This is a genomic window from Lachnospiraceae bacterium GAM79, from assembly GCA_020735665.1.
Classification (GTDB): Bacteria; Bacillota; Clostridia; order Lachnospirales; family Lachnospiraceae; genus Coprococcus.
In genome coordinates this window covers 118,868-136,251 of sequence record CP085928.1, presented here as the reverse complement: position 1 = coordinate 136,251, position 17,384 = coordinate 118,868, and the positions used below count along the sequence as shown (strand labels likewise).

The 17,384-nt window shown below is 40.3% G+C and carries 16 protein-coding genes; 7 read left to right on the top strand and 9 right to left on the bottom strand.

What is annotated here, in order from left to right:
* Positions 1 to 257: 257 nt before the first annotated feature.
* A complete protein-coding gene (locus LK416_00645; GenBank protein ID UEA74718.1) occupies positions 258 to 791 on the top strand; it encodes a hypothetical protein in 534 nt (177 codons plus the stop codon).
* Positions 792 to 992: 201 nt separating this feature from the next.
* Entirely contained in the window at positions 993 to 1,925 is a 933-nt protein-coding gene (locus tag LK416_00640) for a DDE-type integrase/transposase/recombinase (protein UEA74717.1), read from the top strand.
* 109 nt (positions 1,926 to 2,034) lie between these two features.
* On the opposite strand, the gene LK416_00635 is transcribed toward LK416_00640, so the two are convergent.
* The 3 genes from LK416_00635 to LK416_00625 all read right to left on the bottom strand — a co-directional run bounded on the left by LK416_00635 (position 2,035) and on the right by LK416_00625 (position 6,100).
* Positions 2,035 to 3,360, bottom strand: coding sequence for a GHKL domain-containing protein (locus LK416_00635; GenBank protein ID UEA74716.1), 1,326 nt, complete (start codon positions 3,358 to 3,360; stop codon positions 2,035 to 2,037).
* Positions 3,361 to 3,362: 2 nt separating this feature from the next.
* On the bottom strand, positions 3,363 to 4,106 hold the full coding sequence (locus tag LK416_00630) for a response regulator (GenBank protein UEA74715.1): 744 nt from the start codon (positions 4,104 to 4,106) through the stop codon (positions 3,363 to 3,365).
* A gap of 770 nt (positions 4,107 to 4,876) precedes the next feature.
* Entirely contained in the window at positions 4,877 to 6,100 is a 1,224-nt protein-coding gene (locus tag LK416_00625; GenBank protein UEA74714.1) for a citrate transporter, read from the bottom strand.
* 246 nt (positions 6,101 to 6,346) lie between these two features.
* Between LK416_00625 and LK416_00620 the strand changes: the two genes are divergently transcribed.
* The 4 genes from LK416_00620 to LK416_00605 all read left to right on the top strand — a co-directional run bounded on the left by LK416_00620 (position 6,347) and on the right by LK416_00605 (position 9,790).
* Positions 6,347 to 7,225, top strand: coding sequence for a YitT family protein (locus tag LK416_00620; protein UEA74713.1), 879 nt, complete (start codon positions 6,347 to 6,349; stop codon positions 7,223 to 7,225).
* 108 nt (positions 7,226 to 7,333) lie between these two features.
* Positions 7,334 to 8,206, top strand: a complete 873-nt coding sequence (locus LK416_00615; protein ID UEA74712.1) for a transporter substrate-binding domain-containing protein — start codon at positions 7,334 to 7,336, stop codon at positions 8,204 to 8,206.
* Positions 8,207 to 8,271: 65 nt separating this feature from the next.
* Entirely contained in the window at positions 8,272 to 8,982 is a 711-nt protein-coding gene (locus LK416_00610) for an amino acid ABC transporter permease (GenBank protein UEA75844.1), read from the top strand.
* On the top strand, positions 8,966 to 9,790 hold the full coding sequence (locus LK416_00605; GenBank protein ID UEA74711.1) for an amino acid ABC transporter ATP-binding protein: 825 nt from the start codon (positions 8,966 to 8,968) through the stop codon (positions 9,788 to 9,790). Before LK416_00610 ends, LK416_00605 begins: the two co-directional genes overlap by 17 nt.
* A gap of 557 nt (positions 9,791 to 10,347) precedes the next feature.
* Here the strand turns inward: LK416_00605 and LK416_00600 are convergent.
* From LK416_00600 to LK416_00575, 6 genes are read right to left on the bottom strand one after another with little or no spacing between them, the layout of a single operon-like run.
* The gene (locus LK416_00600) at positions 10,348 to 10,770 is read right to left on the bottom strand and encodes an SUF system NifU family Fe-S cluster assembly protein (protein UEA74710.1); all 423 of its coding nucleotides are present in this window, start codon (positions 10,768 to 10,770) and stop codon (positions 10,348 to 10,350) included.
* A complete protein-coding gene (locus LK416_00595; GenBank protein UEA74709.1) occupies positions 10,760 to 11,977 on the bottom strand; it encodes a SufS family cysteine desulfurase in 1,218 nt (405 codons plus the stop codon). Before LK416_00595 ends, LK416_00600 begins: the two co-directional genes overlap by 11 nt.
* Positions 11,958 to 13,049, bottom strand: coding sequence for a SufD family Fe-S cluster assembly protein (locus LK416_00590; protein UEA74708.1), 1,092 nt, complete (start codon positions 13,047 to 13,049; stop codon positions 11,958 to 11,960). Before LK416_00590 ends, LK416_00595 begins: the two co-directional genes overlap by 20 nt.
* A gap of 13 nt (positions 13,050 to 13,062) precedes the next feature.
* The gene (sufB, locus tag LK416_00585; GenBank protein ID UEA74707.1) at positions 13,063 to 14,469 is read right to left on the bottom strand and encodes a Fe-S cluster assembly protein SufB; all 1,407 of its coding nucleotides are present in this window, start codon (positions 14,467 to 14,469) and stop codon (positions 13,063 to 13,065) included.
* Between the two features lie 25 nt (positions 14,470 to 14,494).
* Positions 14,495 to 15,256, bottom strand: coding sequence for a Fe-S cluster assembly ATPase SufC (sufC, locus tag LK416_00580; GenBank protein ID UEA74706.1), 762 nt, complete (start codon positions 15,254 to 15,256; stop codon positions 14,495 to 14,497).
* A gap of 23 nt (positions 15,257 to 15,279) precedes the next feature.
* On the bottom strand, positions 15,280 to 15,705 hold the full coding sequence (locus LK416_00575; GenBank protein ID UEA74705.1) for an Rrf2 family transcriptional regulator: 426 nt from the start codon (positions 15,703 to 15,705) through the stop codon (positions 15,280 to 15,282).
* 219 nt (positions 15,706 to 15,924) lie between these two features.
* Between LK416_00575 and LK416_00570 the strand changes: the two genes are divergently transcribed.
* Entirely contained in the window at positions 15,925 to 17,253 is a 1,329-nt protein-coding gene (locus LK416_00570; protein ID UEA74704.1) for a sodium-dependent transporter, read from the top strand.
* Positions 17,254 to 17,384 lie beyond the last annotated feature (131 nt).

Genomic DNA, 17,384 nt, shown 5'->3' with positions numbered 1-17,384 from the left:
AATATACATGTTATCTGTTCTGCCGTCATCTCTCCAAGTCTGATTGTAACGGATATCAGAGGGAAAACAAGTTTATAATTTTTCACCCATACTTTTAGCAAAATACTATAAAGTGCAAGTTATTACATCCAGACATACCATTCATTACATTTACAAACTTTTTTCCTTTATTTCTGGTAAGCTGACCTTGTCGACAAAACAGGCGCCAGAAATTAAATTAATGAAATACAATCCATAAAGGAGAAAAATATCTACTTATGACTTCAAATAGAAATGTAAATATCATAACAGATGAAAATAACAGAAAAATTGTTATCATTAATGATAAAAAATTTAAAGGACTAACAAAAGATGATTGGAAACAAATTGAAATATATCTTAAAGATTACATTTCCGACTGCTATGAAATTACAGAAACCTCAGAGTTTGTTTATATCGGACCAGACTTTCCATCCGAATATTCCGGATCAAATAGCCGACTCGCCTTAAAAGGCGCCAGGAAAAAAGCAAAAGCATCTGCTTCACAAGGAATTCCTGAACTAATACAAATTGCTCAAAATCCGAGATGGGAAGAAAACAAAGAAAGGAAACATATCAAGGACGCTAAATACGGCTGGTATCGATACGATATCAGATTTGGAATTCCTGTTTATGATGACAAAACCGGCCTTTTAATCAGATACAATATATTTACAGCCATTCTTCTAATAAAACACTCCGAAGATGGGAAAAAATATCTCCATGATATTACAACAATAAAAAAAGAAACGAGCAGCCCGCTTGAGTTATAAAACTGTACGGTGAAAACCCATTTCTTATTTTTAATGTTACTATTATATTTTACTCCTGTCAAGAGAAACCAAGGAAAAAGAATCCTATGGTTGTAGGATTACAATACATGTGTTACAACTGAATATAAAAAAAGCAGAGATGCTTCTTTTGTGTTATATTTTAGTCACCACAACAAAAAAACAAAAAAGGAGTTCTCTGCTATGGCTACTATAACACAAGATATGCGGTATCGTCTATCCTTAATCAAATACGCTGAAAGGTTTGGTGTCACCAAAGCTGCTATCAAATATAAAACCAACCGTCAATACATTTATCGTTGGAAACGACGTTATGATGGTTCTATTGAGTCCCTTCGTGACCGCTCTCGCAGACCCCATCATCATCCAAACCAACATACCCCTGAAGAGATCAAGCTGATCTTTGATATGCGCAGACGCAATCCCAATGCCGGTCTTGTTGTCTTTTGGGTTAAACTCAAGCAGCGTGGTTACTCCCGTTCCATCCCTGGACTATACAGATTTCTCCGTAAGCAGGGAATTATGGCAGTTCATCCGCCAAATCCTAAATATATTCCAAAGCCTTACGAACAGATGGATTATCCGGGACAACGCATACAGGTTGATGTAAAATTTGTTCCTTCTGCATGCCTCAAAAACCCCAAGGTCATCGGCAAACAATTCTTTCAGTATACTGCCATTGACGAGTATTCCAGATGGCGTTTCGTAGAGGCTTTTGAAGAACACAACACGTATTCTTCTGCTATGTTTATAGAGCATCTGGTGAAAGCCTTTCCGTTACCCATTCAATGTATCCAAACTGATAATGGAGCAGAATTTACAAATCGTTTTACCACTCACCGTGATAAACCCACACTATTTCAGGTGCATCTGAAGCAGCATGGGATTCGCCATAAAGTTATACGACCCTTTACACCACGACATAACGGGAAAGTTGAAAGAAGCCACCGAAAGGATAATGAGCGTTTTTATGCAACTCATACTTTTTATTCTTTTGAGGACTTTGCCAAACAGTTGAAAGTGTATAATCGCAGGGATTATAACAACTTTCCTATGCGTCCATTAGGATGGAAATCTCCAAATCAGGTACTAAAGGATTATCTGGCATCTGTGTAACATATGTTTGACAAACCTACAAACCAAGGAAAAAGAATCCTATGGTCTGCTAACCGGCTTACACAATCACGCAACAGATCATAGGACTTTTTGTTTCTAAGCATATTTTTTATATTTCATCTTTTTGCTGTAAGTATATATCTGTAATCACCCACTCCGGTTCTACGATATACTCCAGCTTACCATCATATTTCTTTACAATACGACGCATACTTTCTATTCCATATCCATGATATTCACTATCCTTCTTTGTTGTTTCAAAATCTCCTTTTGAAAGTGCTTTATATCTTGTACTGTCATATGTATTCTTAATCTCAAAATGAATCATGTTCTCATAACTTGCAGCTTTGAACAGAACGCACTTATCACCATTACTATGCAAACAGGCTTCCGCTGCGTTTTCCAAACCATTCGAAAGCAGTCCGCTCAAGTCAACATCCTGAATCATTAATTTTCGTGGCAACTTACCTTCACAATGGAACTTAACATCTGAATAAGCCTCTTTCGCAATAATTCCATTTATGATGGCATCCACCATATAATTTCCGGTATATAGCACATTTTTCTTCTTCAGATCTTCATCTTGTTCTGAAAGCTGTACCAGGTAATCTTTTATTTCCTCCAAGTCTCCTTTAGAAGCCAATTCTTTAAGAACCGCCCTATGATGTCTATTATCATGACGATATTGCCGCATATCATCATCCATCATTTCCATATTGGCATATAACGCCAACCGCAAGCCGTCGTTTTCTTCCTGAACTTCAATATTCTTTGTTTTCAGATCATTTTCTTTTTTCAAATGGTTGGAATATAGGAAAAAGGCAAGGATGCAGGATATTGTTATTATTGCAGAAGCAATTAAAATTATATTCAATAAATTTCTTTTATCTGGTGCTCCATATGCCATAAAAAGTATAAATGTGATAAAAACAATATATAAGCCCAGCATTGCTCCCAACAACAATATGCATTGTCGAATATTAAGTTTCGCTTCAAACCATCTTTTATGATTATTCCTCGTATATATCCATGCTACTAATAATATTATGAATTCTGCAACTATATTTTCAATTAACTTTATATTTACTGGTGCATGCGAATAATACCATACAACATTATCTCTTATAGCTCCACCTAAAAACAGGTAGCAAATCGTATCCAAATAATTCACTGATATCCATGTTAACAAAAATAAAATAATTTTATTTTTGTATTTTCCCTCATACAAACACAACAATATTAAACAAGAAATAAAAACTAAAATAATCAAACTACCACTCTGTAAAATAAATGTTTGCATAAACAAGAAAGCTGTTAGTATAAATGCCTTCACAACCGATGCTTTGTTTTTATAAATTTTACCATGAAAAATCAAAGAATAAATTGTTATGTACTTCATAATATCCAATAAATTATTTAGTAATAATATTTTCATACTTATTTCCACTTCATCCTTCTATCACAAAATTTATAATAACTTTCCTGACATCTAAGTTGATTCATCTTCGGAATTTTTATAATTCGCCCATCATGCAGCTCAATATTCTTATTGCAGTTTTGGATGTATTCCATATTAATAATGTTACTCTTACTTATGCGTAAGAAATTACCCCCAAGCTCTGATTCCCAATCTTTTAATGATTTACGAACAAGACTTCTTTCCAACACACCAATTCCATTTATCTTTTCATCTACCATGTATTCTATATATGAATATACATGTTCCGCTGTAATCATAACAATTCTATCCTTGTGAATATATAAATTACCTTGGTCACTTTTTATATGAAGGACTTCTCTATTACTCATTTCTTCTTCAAAAAGCCTTAACTTTTCAATCAGTTTATTGTTATTTTTCATAAAACTGATTTTATCAACAAATCCTATCACATATCTTCCAAATGCTTCCTGCACAAGCTCGTCATGACTTGTCAGATAAATAATACTGCTTCCATACCTGTATCGTTCTAACTCTTTTCTAAGCCATAAGCCATCCCTGCCCGGCATTTCTATATCTAATATAAAGAGATCAATATCCCCCTCTATCTTATCAAGATTTTTCAATAAACTCTCCGCCGACTGGAATCCATATAATTTGACATCCGGAGATAAACATTCTCTGCATATCGATCCTACATCTTCAATTACTTTTCTTTCATCATCACAAATGACGATATTCATCTTTTGCCCCTTTCCCTTCATACTTAAGTTATATAAAATAATAAATTGTTTTCTTCCTTTTTACAATAATAACTTTGTTATTCGACATTCTTAGACAAAAATAGTCAAAAAAAATAGCTCAGGAGTTCCTGAACTATTTTTCCAGTTGATGCATCCATCAACTGCCGCAGTCTATATTGTTTTTTATACTTAGCTATATCTCTTAGGTGCATCTTTTTATTATAGAACATCCCTTTCCGGCAAATACTTTGCGCCCCCCTTTATTCTATAATAAATAGTCATCTCTATATGTATATGTTGAATACAAATATAGCTTCATATTTTTCCGAACAAACACTTTTATATGTTATATTTTTACTTTCCCCAGCCTAATATCTTCTTTAACCACTCTACAATATCAAGTCCATACAACATGAATTTCCCCTTTCCCTTTAGGCGCCATCAGTTGTTTGTTTCGTACGATGGTTTCAGTTTAAAGGGATAAAGTGGTATTTTCTATTTATTTGTTCTGAACTGTCGTTTTTTGTTCTGTAGCAAAAAAATCATGTATAAACAATGACTATATTTTGTTATTTTATCTTCTTTAGCAAAATTGTGTCTCGGATCATTCCTTACTGCTGCCTTGTACTGTGTATCTCCCGTATTTATCGGAAGTTCTGTTGCTTCTGCGTAAAGGTTCGATATTCCTGTTTTTATCTCACTTGAGAATTTTGTCAGTTTGGTTCGCTATATCTACTACTCTCATAGCACGGCTGTTCTACTTGATTATGTTAAGAAAGTAAACGATAAAGAATCATCATTATAAAAAGGAAAATAACATTTGCAACTGTAAATTCCAGAAAATATCTGCCACGGAACGAGCGGTCTTCTCTCGCAACATATTTGAAACTGATCAGACTTGCCATTGATGCTATCAAAGTACCAAGTCCTCCGAGATTTGTTCCGATCACCAGCTCCCGGATATGGTCTGTAAATCCGGATAACAGAATCGCAGCCGGAACATTACTCATTACCTGACTTGCAATTACCGAAGTGACCACCTCCCGTCCGGTCAATATATCCGAAAGCAGTTGACTGAATGCCGGGATACGTCCAAGATTACCGATGAATATAAATAACGCGATAAAAATACATAACAGAGAATAATCAACCTGTGTCAGGATTTTCCGGTCACGCAGAAGCAAATATAAAAATACTAACGCGAAAGGCACACCATACGGAAGAATATGTGAAACCGCAAGCAGACTTATGACAAACAGAATAATATATGCTGTAAATTTTTCAATCCATTCCGCATCCTTTTTCCCCCATTTTAAACCGGAAGCCCCCAACGGATCTTTCTGTCTTTTCGTTGAAGCTTTATCTTCAGCAGAGTCTAAGCCTTTATTCTGCTTTATTTCTGTCTTCTCTTCATGACTTAACTTTCTTTTTCGAACCATGGATGCCAGACCGATCCATGCAATTAACAAAGCAAATGCACAGACTGTATACGGTAGCATGATCTTTAAAAACTCCGCAATACCTATACCTGCTTTTCCATACAGATACAGATTCTGAGGATTACCAAGAGGTGTCAACATACTGCCAAGGTTCGCCGCGATCGTCTGCATGACAATTACTTTTAGCATCCATTTGCCACCGACATCCGGGTTCCGTTTCTTCATTAATATAATTGTAAACGGCACAAATGTAATAAGTGATACATCATTTGTTATAAACATCGACATAAAGAAACACAGGCATATAAGGATCACCGTTACTCCCCCGATCCCATGCACCTTTGCTAACAGCCGTTCCGCTAATTTATCAAACACACCAATATTCCTCAAACCGGCAACGATACTCATAAGGCAGAACAGGATTGCCAGTGTTCGGAAATCAATATATGAAATATATTCTCTGTCAGGGGCTACAAAAAATACTGACATCACTGCCAGTACGACCGCGATCGATAAAACGGTTTCCTTCTTTATAAAATATAAAATCTTTTTCATTCTTCTAATCCTCTTAACACATATTTACTGCCTGCACTATTGTACTGCATTCCCTTTCGTCCCACAACCTGTAATTCTGCAATTTATGATCAAGTCTTCCTTATATTTTAGATGCTTTTTTACCGGAAATATTTTATACTCTACATATAAATATTTACAAAAGCGTTCCTGTATTGGTAGTATCAACAGGTTGAAGCTCATAATCTACACAAGCTGTACAAATATTAATAAAGGGAGGGCATGCATATGAATCTCAAAGACAAAACACTCTGGCAGAGAAATGCTGCTGCGATCGGCGGCATGGTTTTATTTGCCGCCGGAATCAACTTCTTTATCGTCCCCGCCAGTCTGTATAACGGCGGTGTCCTTGGTATCAGCCAGATCATACGAACCTTACTGATCCAAGTATTTCCATCGCTTGCATCAGGAACCGATATCGCAGGTATTATCAACTTTATCTTAAATATACCTTTATTTATCATGGCATATATCTCAATCGGCAAAAGTTTCTTCAGCCGGACACTGGTCTGCCTGATCAGTCAGACGATATTCTTAAGTATATTTCCAATTCCGGCTACACCTCTGGTCAATGACAGCCTGACTGCCAGCATTATGGGTGGACTTCTCGCCGGTACAGGCATCGGTATCTCCTTACGCTCCGGCGGCTCCAGTGGCGGTATGGATATCGTCGGTATGTTCTTTACCAAGAAATACAAAAATTTCAGCGTGGGAAAGGTATCTTTGACAGTCAATGCTGTTGTCTACGGCATCTGTGCAATCCTTTTTGGTATCCCGACAGCCGTATACAGCATTATCTATTCCGCTGTCAGTACTCTGATGACTGACAAAGCACATACGCAGAACATCAATACCGAAGTTGTGATCTATACAAAAGAAGAACCGGAAGCCATCCTTGATTACATCGTAAACGAATTTCACCGGGATGCAACCTGGTGGGAGGCGCGTGGTGGTTATACCGAAGAAACAACTTATATGATCGTTACGATCCTTTCCAAATATGAATGTGTTCATCTCCGCCGCGGACTGAAAAACATCGATGAACACGCCTTTGTTGTCGTAAAAGAAGGTATGCATATTGGCGGAAAATACGAAAAGCATTTATAAAACCTGCATAAAACCTGTAATTTTCAGCATTTTTTTGCATATATAAATTGCATTTTTCAAAACACAATGGTATATTTATTCAGAAAAGAATGAAAGGAAGTAATGAAAATGAAACTTAAAAAATTTTTAGCAATTACTATGTCTGCAGCCCTGGCTATGACTGCATTAACAGCATGCGGAAGCAAAACTGACGACAGCAAATCTTCTGATAAGAAGACTGCTAAGGTTATCGAGATTGACCTCACAGATGAGGAATACGCTTTCGGTGTTGACAAAACACAGCCTGACTTATTAAAAGAGGTTAATACATTTATCGCAGATATGAATTCAGATGGCACATTTGAAGAGATCTGCAACCACTACTTCGGTGATGGCGAGCCTGTTGCTGTTGAATCAGCTACATTAGACTCAAGCAAGGATCAGTTAGTTGTAGCAACAAACGCTGCATTCGAACCATTTGAGTATACAAAGGGTGAGAACTACTACGGAATCGATATGGAGATCGCTAAGGCACTTGCTGACAAACTCGGTAAGGAGCTGGTTATCCAGAACATGGATTTCGATGCTGTATGTCTCTCCGTTGGTCAGCAGAAATGTGATATCGCTATGGCCGGTCTTACAATCAAGCCGGATCGTGAAGAATATGTAGCTTTCTCAGATTCTTACTACAAGGCTTCCCAGAAGTTGATCGTTCCATCAGACAACACAGAATTTGACGAATGTAAGACTGCCGATGATGTAAATGCAATCCTTAACGCTAAGGATTCAAGCAGCAAGATTGGTTTCCAGACAGGTACAACCGGACAGTTCTACTGCGAAGGTGATGATGACTGGGGATTCGCTGGTCTTAAGATGACATCTACCGGTTATAAGAACGGTTCACTTGCAGTTCAGGATTTATTAAACGGAAATTTAAATTATGTTATCATCGATTCAGCTCCTGCTGCTGCCATTACAAAATCATTAAATGCTATGCAGTAAAAATATGCTATAAGAATCACGCGTTTCTCGCGTGAAGAAAATAAATGATATTGAAAGGATATTTCATGGGAGACATTTCAAGTAAAATACAAAAGTTCATAGAAATATTCATTGATAACAGAGGATATGTAAAGGTTGTTGAAGGTCTGAAGAATACCGTTATCATCGCCATAATCGGTCTGATCATCGGTATTTTGATCGGAACCATCATTGCAACTGTCCGCGTCATTCCAAAATATAAACGGCTGCCACGAGTTTTAGATGCAATCTGCAGCGTCTATGTCGGATTCTTCCGTGGAACTCCTATGGTCGTGCAGTTACTGCTGTTTTACTATGTTCTGCTCCCTATCGTAGGAGGTCATATGAGCGGTGTACAGGTATCAATGCTTGTATTTGGTCTAAACAGTGGTGCTTATATTTCCGAAATCATGCGAAGCGGTATCCTTTCTGTGGATCCCGGACAGATGGAAGGCGGACGTGCCATGGGCCTTAGCTTTGCGACGACCATGCGTAAGATTGTGATTCCTCAGGCAGTTAAAAACATCCTTCCTACTCTGGGAAATGAATTTATATCTTTGATCAAGGAAACATCTGTTGTAAGCTTTGTTGGTGCTACTGACTTATATGTAGCATTTAACTATATTGGTAGTAACAGCTACGAATTCATGATCCCATATCTGGTTATGGCACTGATCTACATTGTGATGGTGCTTCTGATCAGCCTTGGTATCAAACTTATGGAAAGGAGCCTGAGAAAGAGTGATAGACGTCATTAATCTTGAAAAACACTTTGGTGACAATGAAGTTTTACGAGGCATCAATGTCACAATCGATAAAGGCGATATAATGGTTGTAATCGGTCCTTCAGGTTCTGGTAAAAGTACATTTCTTCGCTGTTTAAATTGTATGGAAGACCCAACAGGCGGTCAGATCATCTTCAATGGTGTCGATATTGCAGACCCAAAGGTTGATATCAACATCCACCGTCGTCATATGGGAATGGTATTCCAACATTTTAATCTGTATAACAACAAAACCGTTATTCAGAATATCATGCTTGCTCCTGTACTGGTGCGTTGTCAGGATCTGAAAAAAGCGAAGCGTCATAATCGTATGCTTCCGCTTACGAACCTGTTCCGCAAAGAGAAGCAGGAGAAAATAGAGATTACAACAAGTAAATCTCAGATCGTTGCCGAGGCAAGAGCAAAGGCAGAAGAACTTCTGAAACGGATCGGTCTGGAAGATAAAGCAGATGTATATCCTTCTACCTTATCCGGTGGTCAGAAACAGCGAGTTGCCATCATCCGTGCTCTTGCTATGAATCCGGATGTGATCCTATTCGATGAACCGACTTCTGCTCTTGATCCTGAAATGGTTGGAGAAGTTCTCGACCTGATGAAGGATCTTGCAAAAGAGGGAATGACCATGATCGTGGTTACTCATGAAATGGGATTTGCAAAGGAGGTTGCCAATAAAGTCCTCTTCATCGATGAGGGACAGATTCTTGAAACCGGCACGCCGGAAGAATTCTTTGGCAATCCGAAGAATCCTCGACTGAAGGATTTCCTTTCGAAAGTATTATAGACCGGCTTGGCATTATAAATAAAAGATGATAGATACTCTTTGTTACGCAAAACGCTCTCGCTCTATTTTCACGTAACGGTACTAAGCTCCCGCTTATGCGGATCGCTAAGAACCGACGTTCAAATAGGTTTGCTTCACAAAAATATCTATCATCTTTTATTTATATCCACTTTAATGGCTTTAACTTCATATATTAATATGTACAAACCTACACCAGCGCGAATAACTGAGAACTTAGCGAGGCTTCCGCCGAGGTTAGTTCGAAGTTACACAGCGTGGGCAGGCTTACTTCATAATAGTAATACCCTCTTCCATTTTTGTTTCCACTTCTCAATAGTAAATACATTTCATTATCGCTAAAGACCGACGTGAATAACTGAATGTTAACAAAAAATAATACAGGGAGCGTATATACATTGTGAAGCAAACCTTTCTACACGTCGGTACTTAACGATTCACCGTCAGGTGAAGAGTTTAGAACCGCTACGTGTAGAATAGAACGCGAGTGTTTTGCGGAACAATGTTATATATGACCCCTGTATTATTTTTTGTTAACACTATTTCTTTAATGCTTCCTCCAGGGTATGCCAGCCAAGGACTGCGCATTTTACACGGGCAGGCATATGGGAGATATCTTTTAAGGCGGAGGCCTCTTCCAGTTCATCGATCTCTTCATCGGTCGCTTCGCCCTGTATCATCTTTAAGAAAAGTTTTCCAAGCTTCAACGCTTCTTCCTCGGTCTTTCCGACGATCATGCCAAGCATGATATCAGCGGACGCCTGTGAGATCGCACAACCGTCTCCGACAAATGCTCCGTCTTCGATGATTCCGTTTTCTACTTTTAATTTCAACCAGATATCATCCCCACAGTTCGGGTTTACACCTTCCAGTACGATGTTCGCATCCGGAAGATCATGTTTGAATTCCGGACGGATATTGTGTTCCGTCAGAATCTCATTATAAAAACTTCTATTCTCCATATCCCATTCTCCTTCTGACATTTGCAACACTCTCTACAAATGCATCGACTTCTTCTATCGTATTGTAGAACATAAAGCTGGCTCTTGTTGTATTATACACCTTCAGATAAGTAAGTAATGGCTGTGCGCAATGGTGCCCTGCACGGACATCGATACCATCTGCTGCCATGATCTCACTGACATCATGTGGATGTACATTGTCGATCGTAAATGCCACAATACCGGTATGGTTTGCAGGATCTTCTGAGCCGATCACATGAACATGCGGAATCTTTGCAAGTCCTTCCATCGCATGTCGGGTCAGTTCCAGTTCTCTCTGCTCGATTGTCTCAAATCCAATCTTATTAATATATGAAATTGCGGCTTCAAGTCCGGCTGCACCGGCTGCATTTACAGTTCCTGCCTCAAACTTATGCGGAAGCTCAGCCCATACCGCTCCTTCTGTCGTTACGGACTGGATCATCTCGCCACCTGTCATAAATGGCGGCATCTCTTCCAGTAATGCTTCTTTTCCATATAACACGCCGATACCCATCGGTCCCATCAGCTTATGACCGGAAAATGCAAGGAAATCTGCATCCAGATCTTTGACGTCGATCGGCATATGCGGTGCACTCTGTGCTGCATCTACTACAATGACCGCGCCGACTGCATGTGCAAGCTTTGAAATCTTCTTGATCGGATTCACACAACCGAGAACATTGGATACCTGTCCGATCGCTACAAGCTTTGTCTTCTCATTGATTCCTGCTGCAAGTGTCTCATCTGTCAAAATACCGTCCTTCTCACAGTTCAGATACCGGACCGTTGCACCTGTCATTCTCGCTGCCATCTGCCATGGGAGAATGTTGCTGTGATGTTCCATGATGCTGACTGCGATCTCATCTCCTTCTTTCAGATGACTGCATGCATAGCTGTATGCAACAAGGTTCAGACTCTCTGTTGTATTTCTTGTAAAGATGATTTCTTTTTCCGAATCTGCATGAATAAAATCACGCACAACTTTTCTGGCATCTTCATATGCTTCTGTTGCTGCAAGGCTCAGCGGATAGAAGCCACGAAGCGGATTTGCATTGCTTTCTTCATAAAAACGCTTCTCTGCTTCAATTACAACTGCCGGCTTCTGTGCTGTAGCTGCATTGTCTATATAAATGGTTTTATTTGTCTGTAATAACGGAAAATCCTCTTTATAATTCTTCTCTATCATCTGCCATTACCTCCGCAAGCTGTGCTTCTACCAGCTTCTGTGTCTGCTCATCTCCTATGTGGCGATATAACATCTCGAATTTGCCGTGGGTCATGATATCCTCCGCAGCCTCCTTGTCGATGCCTCTTGATTCAAAATAAAATAATGTCTCCTCATCCAGTTCACCTATCGTTGCACCGTGAGAACCTTCTACATCCTCCTCTGCACAGAGAATGATCGGGATTGTCTTATTGATCACATCATCACCAAGCAGGAGTACATTTTCTGTCTCTGCACCTGTGGATTCGGATGCACCGTTCTTGAAATCGATCGTTCCACGAAATACTTTCTCTGCTGCATCCTTTAAGGTTCCATCTACCTGGATCTCACAATTCGTCTTCTTACCGAAGTGATTTATGATCAGGTTCACATCAATCTTCTGTGTCTTCTGTCCAAGGTAGCCGATCTCGACCTGTGTATCTGCTCCTGTACCCTTAAGATCTGTACGGATTCCGTTATAGAGATCACCTTTTCCGATAAAGATCTGAAGGATATCGAACTTTGCATTTTCATCGCAGACACAACCGATATCATTTAACAGAGTCTGTTCTTCATCCTGCATAAATACCTGTACCAGACGAACACGGCTGTCTTTCTTTGCCTGTATCATCGTACGGTATGCCAGTGAACCTGCCTGCGCACTTTTCTTTGTAAATGTCTCAATTATGGTTGTATCCGTACCTTCTTCTGCCGTCAGATAACATGCACCTGCCGCCGACGCTGCTGTCGTTCCATCAACAGCCAGACGGATCGTTGCCTTTGCGTCTTTGTCCGAAGCAGTCAGAACTGTTTTTTCTGTCTGCGCATCTGCAAAGATCGGATCAGCCTCTCTTCCTGCTCCACTCTCAACTGTGGCAAATTCTGCCGCATCCCCGGATATCAGGCTGTTTGTCTCTTTATCCTCAAATGCTTCCTCTACCGTCACCTTACATGGTGCTATATCAGGATTCCATGAAACCTTTGTATCATTCATATGAAGCCAGTACCATGTTTTGGATGGAAGTTTATTAATATTGATCGTCTTCTTGTCCATTGCTCATTTCCTCCTAACCTATACTGCCCTTCATTTCCAGACGGATCAGATTGTTCATTTCCAAAGCATATTCTAGCGGAAGCTCCTTTGATACGTTGTCCGCAAATCCACTGACGATACAAGCTCTGGCATCTTCCTCGCTCATACCACGGGACATCAGATAGAATACCGCATCATCACTGATACTGCCGATCTGTGCCTCATGTCCTACATTTGCCTTTCTGGTACGAATATCCATCGCCGGGATCGTATCAGATCTTGAGATAGAATCCAGCATCAGCGACTGACAGGATACTGCTGCCTTGGAATTCTCTGCTTCCTTTGCTACTACAACGGAAGAACGGAAAGTACTGATACCTCCATCCTTTGAAATAGATCTTGTATTAATGTAGGAACTGGTATCCGGTGCACTGTGAACGACCTTTGCTCCGGTATCCAGATTCTGTCCTTTTCCGGCAAATGTGATACCGGTAAATTCCATCTTCGCGCCCTTTCCCTTAAGGATACTCATCGGATATAGATAGGATACGTGGGATCCGAAGGAACCGGAAACCCATTCGATCGTTCCACCTTCTTCTACAACTGCACGTTTTGTATTCAGGTTATACATATTCTTTGACCAGTTCTCGATCGTAGAATAACGAAGCTTTGCATTCTTACCGACAAATAATTCCACGCACCCGGCATGGAGATTTGCCACGTTATATTTTGGTGCAGAACAACCTTCGATGAAATGAAGATCCGCGCCCTCATCCACTATGATAAGGGTATGTTCAAACTGTCCGGCTCCCGGTGCATTCAGACGGAAATAGGACTGCAATGGGATCTCTACGGATACACCCTTTGGTACATATACAAAGGAGCCGCCTGACCATACCGCACCATGAAGAGCTGCGAACTTGTGGTCATTGGGACGAACCAGCTTCATAAAATGCTTTCTTACCATATCTGCATATTCGCCATTTAATGCACTCTCCATATCGGTATATACAACACCCTTTTCAGCTACCTCCTGACGGACATTGTGGTATACCAGCTCGGAATCATACTGTGCTCCGACACCTGCAAGAGATTTTCTCTCTGCCTGTGGGATGCCCAGTCGTTCAAATGTATTCTTGATATCTTCCGGCACATCAGACCATTTTGCTTTCATATTTGTATTTGGTCTGACATAGGTTACGATGTTGTCCATATTCAGACCTTCAATCGATGGTCCCCAGTCCGGTACTTCCATATTATTATAGATCTGCAGGGATTCCAGACGGAAGGTCTGCATCCATGCCGGATCATGTTTCTCTTTCGAAAGCTGCTCAACAATCTCTGGCGTCAGTCCTGCCTTGATCTTATAAGCATCTTTTTCATCATCTTTGAAGTCATATATATTTCTGTCTATGTCTTCTACATATGTTTTTTCTTTCATATCTATCGGATGCTCCTTTCAAAGACTACTGATTCTGCTCTGTCTTCTCATATTTTGCAAATCCATTCCGGTTGATCTCCTCTACCAGAGATGCATCACCGGTCTGTATGATCTTACCTTCTACCATAACGTGTGTATGATCAACAGATAAGGACTCCAGAATCTTCGTACTATGGGTAATGATCAGAAGACTGCCCTTGCAATTCTTCTGGTATTCTTCGATACCGGCAGATACTGTTCTTACAGCATCAACGTCCAGACCGGAATCTGTCTCATCAAGGATTGCAAGTGAAGGCTTCAGCATCAGGAGCTGTAAGATCTCTGCCTTCTTTTTCTCACCACCGGAAAATCCGACATTCAGATCACGCTCTGCATAGGATGGATCCATCTGAAGGATCTCCATTGTACGCTCCAGCTCTTTCTTGAAATCATATAAACGCTGTCTTTTTCCTGTCTTCTGCTCCAATGCATTTCTGATAAATGAACTTAAAGTCACACCCGGAACCTCTAATGGATTCTGGAAGGACAGGAAGATTCCTGCTTTCGCCCGCTCATTGACAGGAGCCTCTGTAATATTTTTACCCTGAAACCAGATTTCTCCGCTCTTTATAGTGTATCTTGGATTTCCCATGAGTGCATAGCCAAGTGTTGATTTACCTGTTCCGTTTGGTCCCATGAGAACGTGTGTCTCACCTTTTCCGATTGACAGATCTACACCATGAAGGATCTGCTTCTCCTCTACATCTACATACAAATTCTTTACATTTAATAACTGTTTCTCTGACATATTCGTGCCTCCTGTATATTCATCTATTCTTTCACTGTTTGTCCGGCTTTTCCTGCCACATCGGCAAGTGTCATATTATCAAAATAATTATTGATCAGATCGGCAAGTCCTTGCCAGATCGGTAATGTATAACATAATTCCGACCGGTCACACGGTACTGAATCATCCTTCAGGCAGGATACCGGTGCAAGGGTCCCTTCGGTCAGCTTGAGGATCTCTCCCACACTGTATTCCTCCGGTTCTCTGGTCAGACGATAGCCACCTCCATGTCCGCTTGCCGCTTCGATCAGATGTGCTTTTGACAGCATCCGGGTGATACTTTCCAGATATTTCTGTGACAGCTCTTCGTGTTGTGATATTTCTTTTAATGGTATAAAACTGCCATCATGATTTACCGCCAGATAAACCATAACGCGTAATGCATACCGTCCTTTTGACGAGATGACCATAGTATTTCTCCCTCTTTCCAAATTATGCTACAAAGATAATATCCCTATTCACCTACCATGTCAATAGGTGAATAATATTTTTGTTGCTTTTTCGACTGTAAACCTTTAAACTGGAACAGTATGGCACGTATAGATAATTGCGTAAGCATTAGTTACTAATATGCATAAATCTGAATTATGCAATCATCTATATAATAAAGAAATAGATAGGGTTAGTTTATGAGTAATAAAAATACGAAAAGTTTTGGAAGCAGATGGGGGTTCATTCTGGCTTCTGTTGGTTCTGCCGTTGGTATGGCAAATGTCTGGGGATTTCCAAATAAATTAGGAAGTAATGGTGGCGGCGCATTTCTGCTGATCTACCTGCTTTTTATCTTTATATTCAGCTATGTGGCACTTCCGACCGAATTTGCAATCGGACGAAGAGCCGGAACAGGAACACTTGGTGCTTATAAATATGCATGGGAAACAAGAGGTAAAAAAGCCGGTACTGCAGGTGGACTGCTTGGCTGGCTTCCACTTGCAGGCTCCTTATGTATCGCGATCGGTTATGCGATCATCGTTTCGTATATTTTAAAAGCCTTCCTTGATTCTCTGATTGGAACTTTAATGCATGAAGATACAGCAGCCTGGTTTAATTCATTTTCATCCAAACCGTTCTCCGTGATCCCGCTTCACATTATCGTGGTAGCCGGAACGCTTCTGACTCTGTTCTTCGGTGCACATAGTATAGAAAAGACAAATAAGATCATGATGCCGTTATTCTTCATCATTTTTCTGATCCTTGCAGTCCGTGTTGCTATGCTTCCGGGCGCAGCAGAAGGATATAAATTCATGTTCACACCGGACTGGTCAAAGCTTGCTGATCCTATGATCTGGATCTGGGCAATGGGACAGGCATTCTTCTCCCTGTCAGTTACGGGAAGCGGCATGATCGTCTATGGCGCTTATCTGTCAAAGGATGAAGATGTTGTCGGAGTTGCCAGACATACTGCGATCTTTGATACGATTGCTGCCGTTGTCGCAGCACTGGTCATTATCCCGGCATGTTTCTCTTATGGCGTTGATGTCGGAGCAGGTCCAAGCCTTCTCTTTGTTACCCTGCCAACCATCTTACAGAATATTCCGCTCGGACGGTTATTTGCAATTATCCTGTATATAGCAATGATCTTCGCCGGTGTAAGTTCCCTTCAGAATATGTTTGAGGCGGTTGCTGAATCACTCTTACACCAGTTTCCGAAGCTCAGCCGTACCGCAGTCCTGATCATCATCGGTGTGTTATGCCTTGGCTGTGGCATCGGTATGGAGACGATCTCCAAATGGGGACCTTGGATGGATATTGTTTCGATCTACATTATCCCGATCGGCGCAACCATCGGTGCTGTCTCATGGTTCTATATCATGAAAAAGGATGACCTGCTCGAAGCTGTCAACTGCGGCAGCAAAAAGAATCGTGGCACACTCTGGTATTCCATCGGACGTTACCTCTATGTACCACTTGCCATTGTATTATGTGCAGTTGCGTTGTTTAAACATATATCGTTTTAAAACAAAATCCGCAATATATCAAAACATTGCGGATTTTATTTTATACCTTTATTTCTAAATATGTGATATAAAAACGGCGGGGAGTTCCCCCGCCTGTTCTTTTGGTTGGACCTGGGTTTTTCGACCAGCCC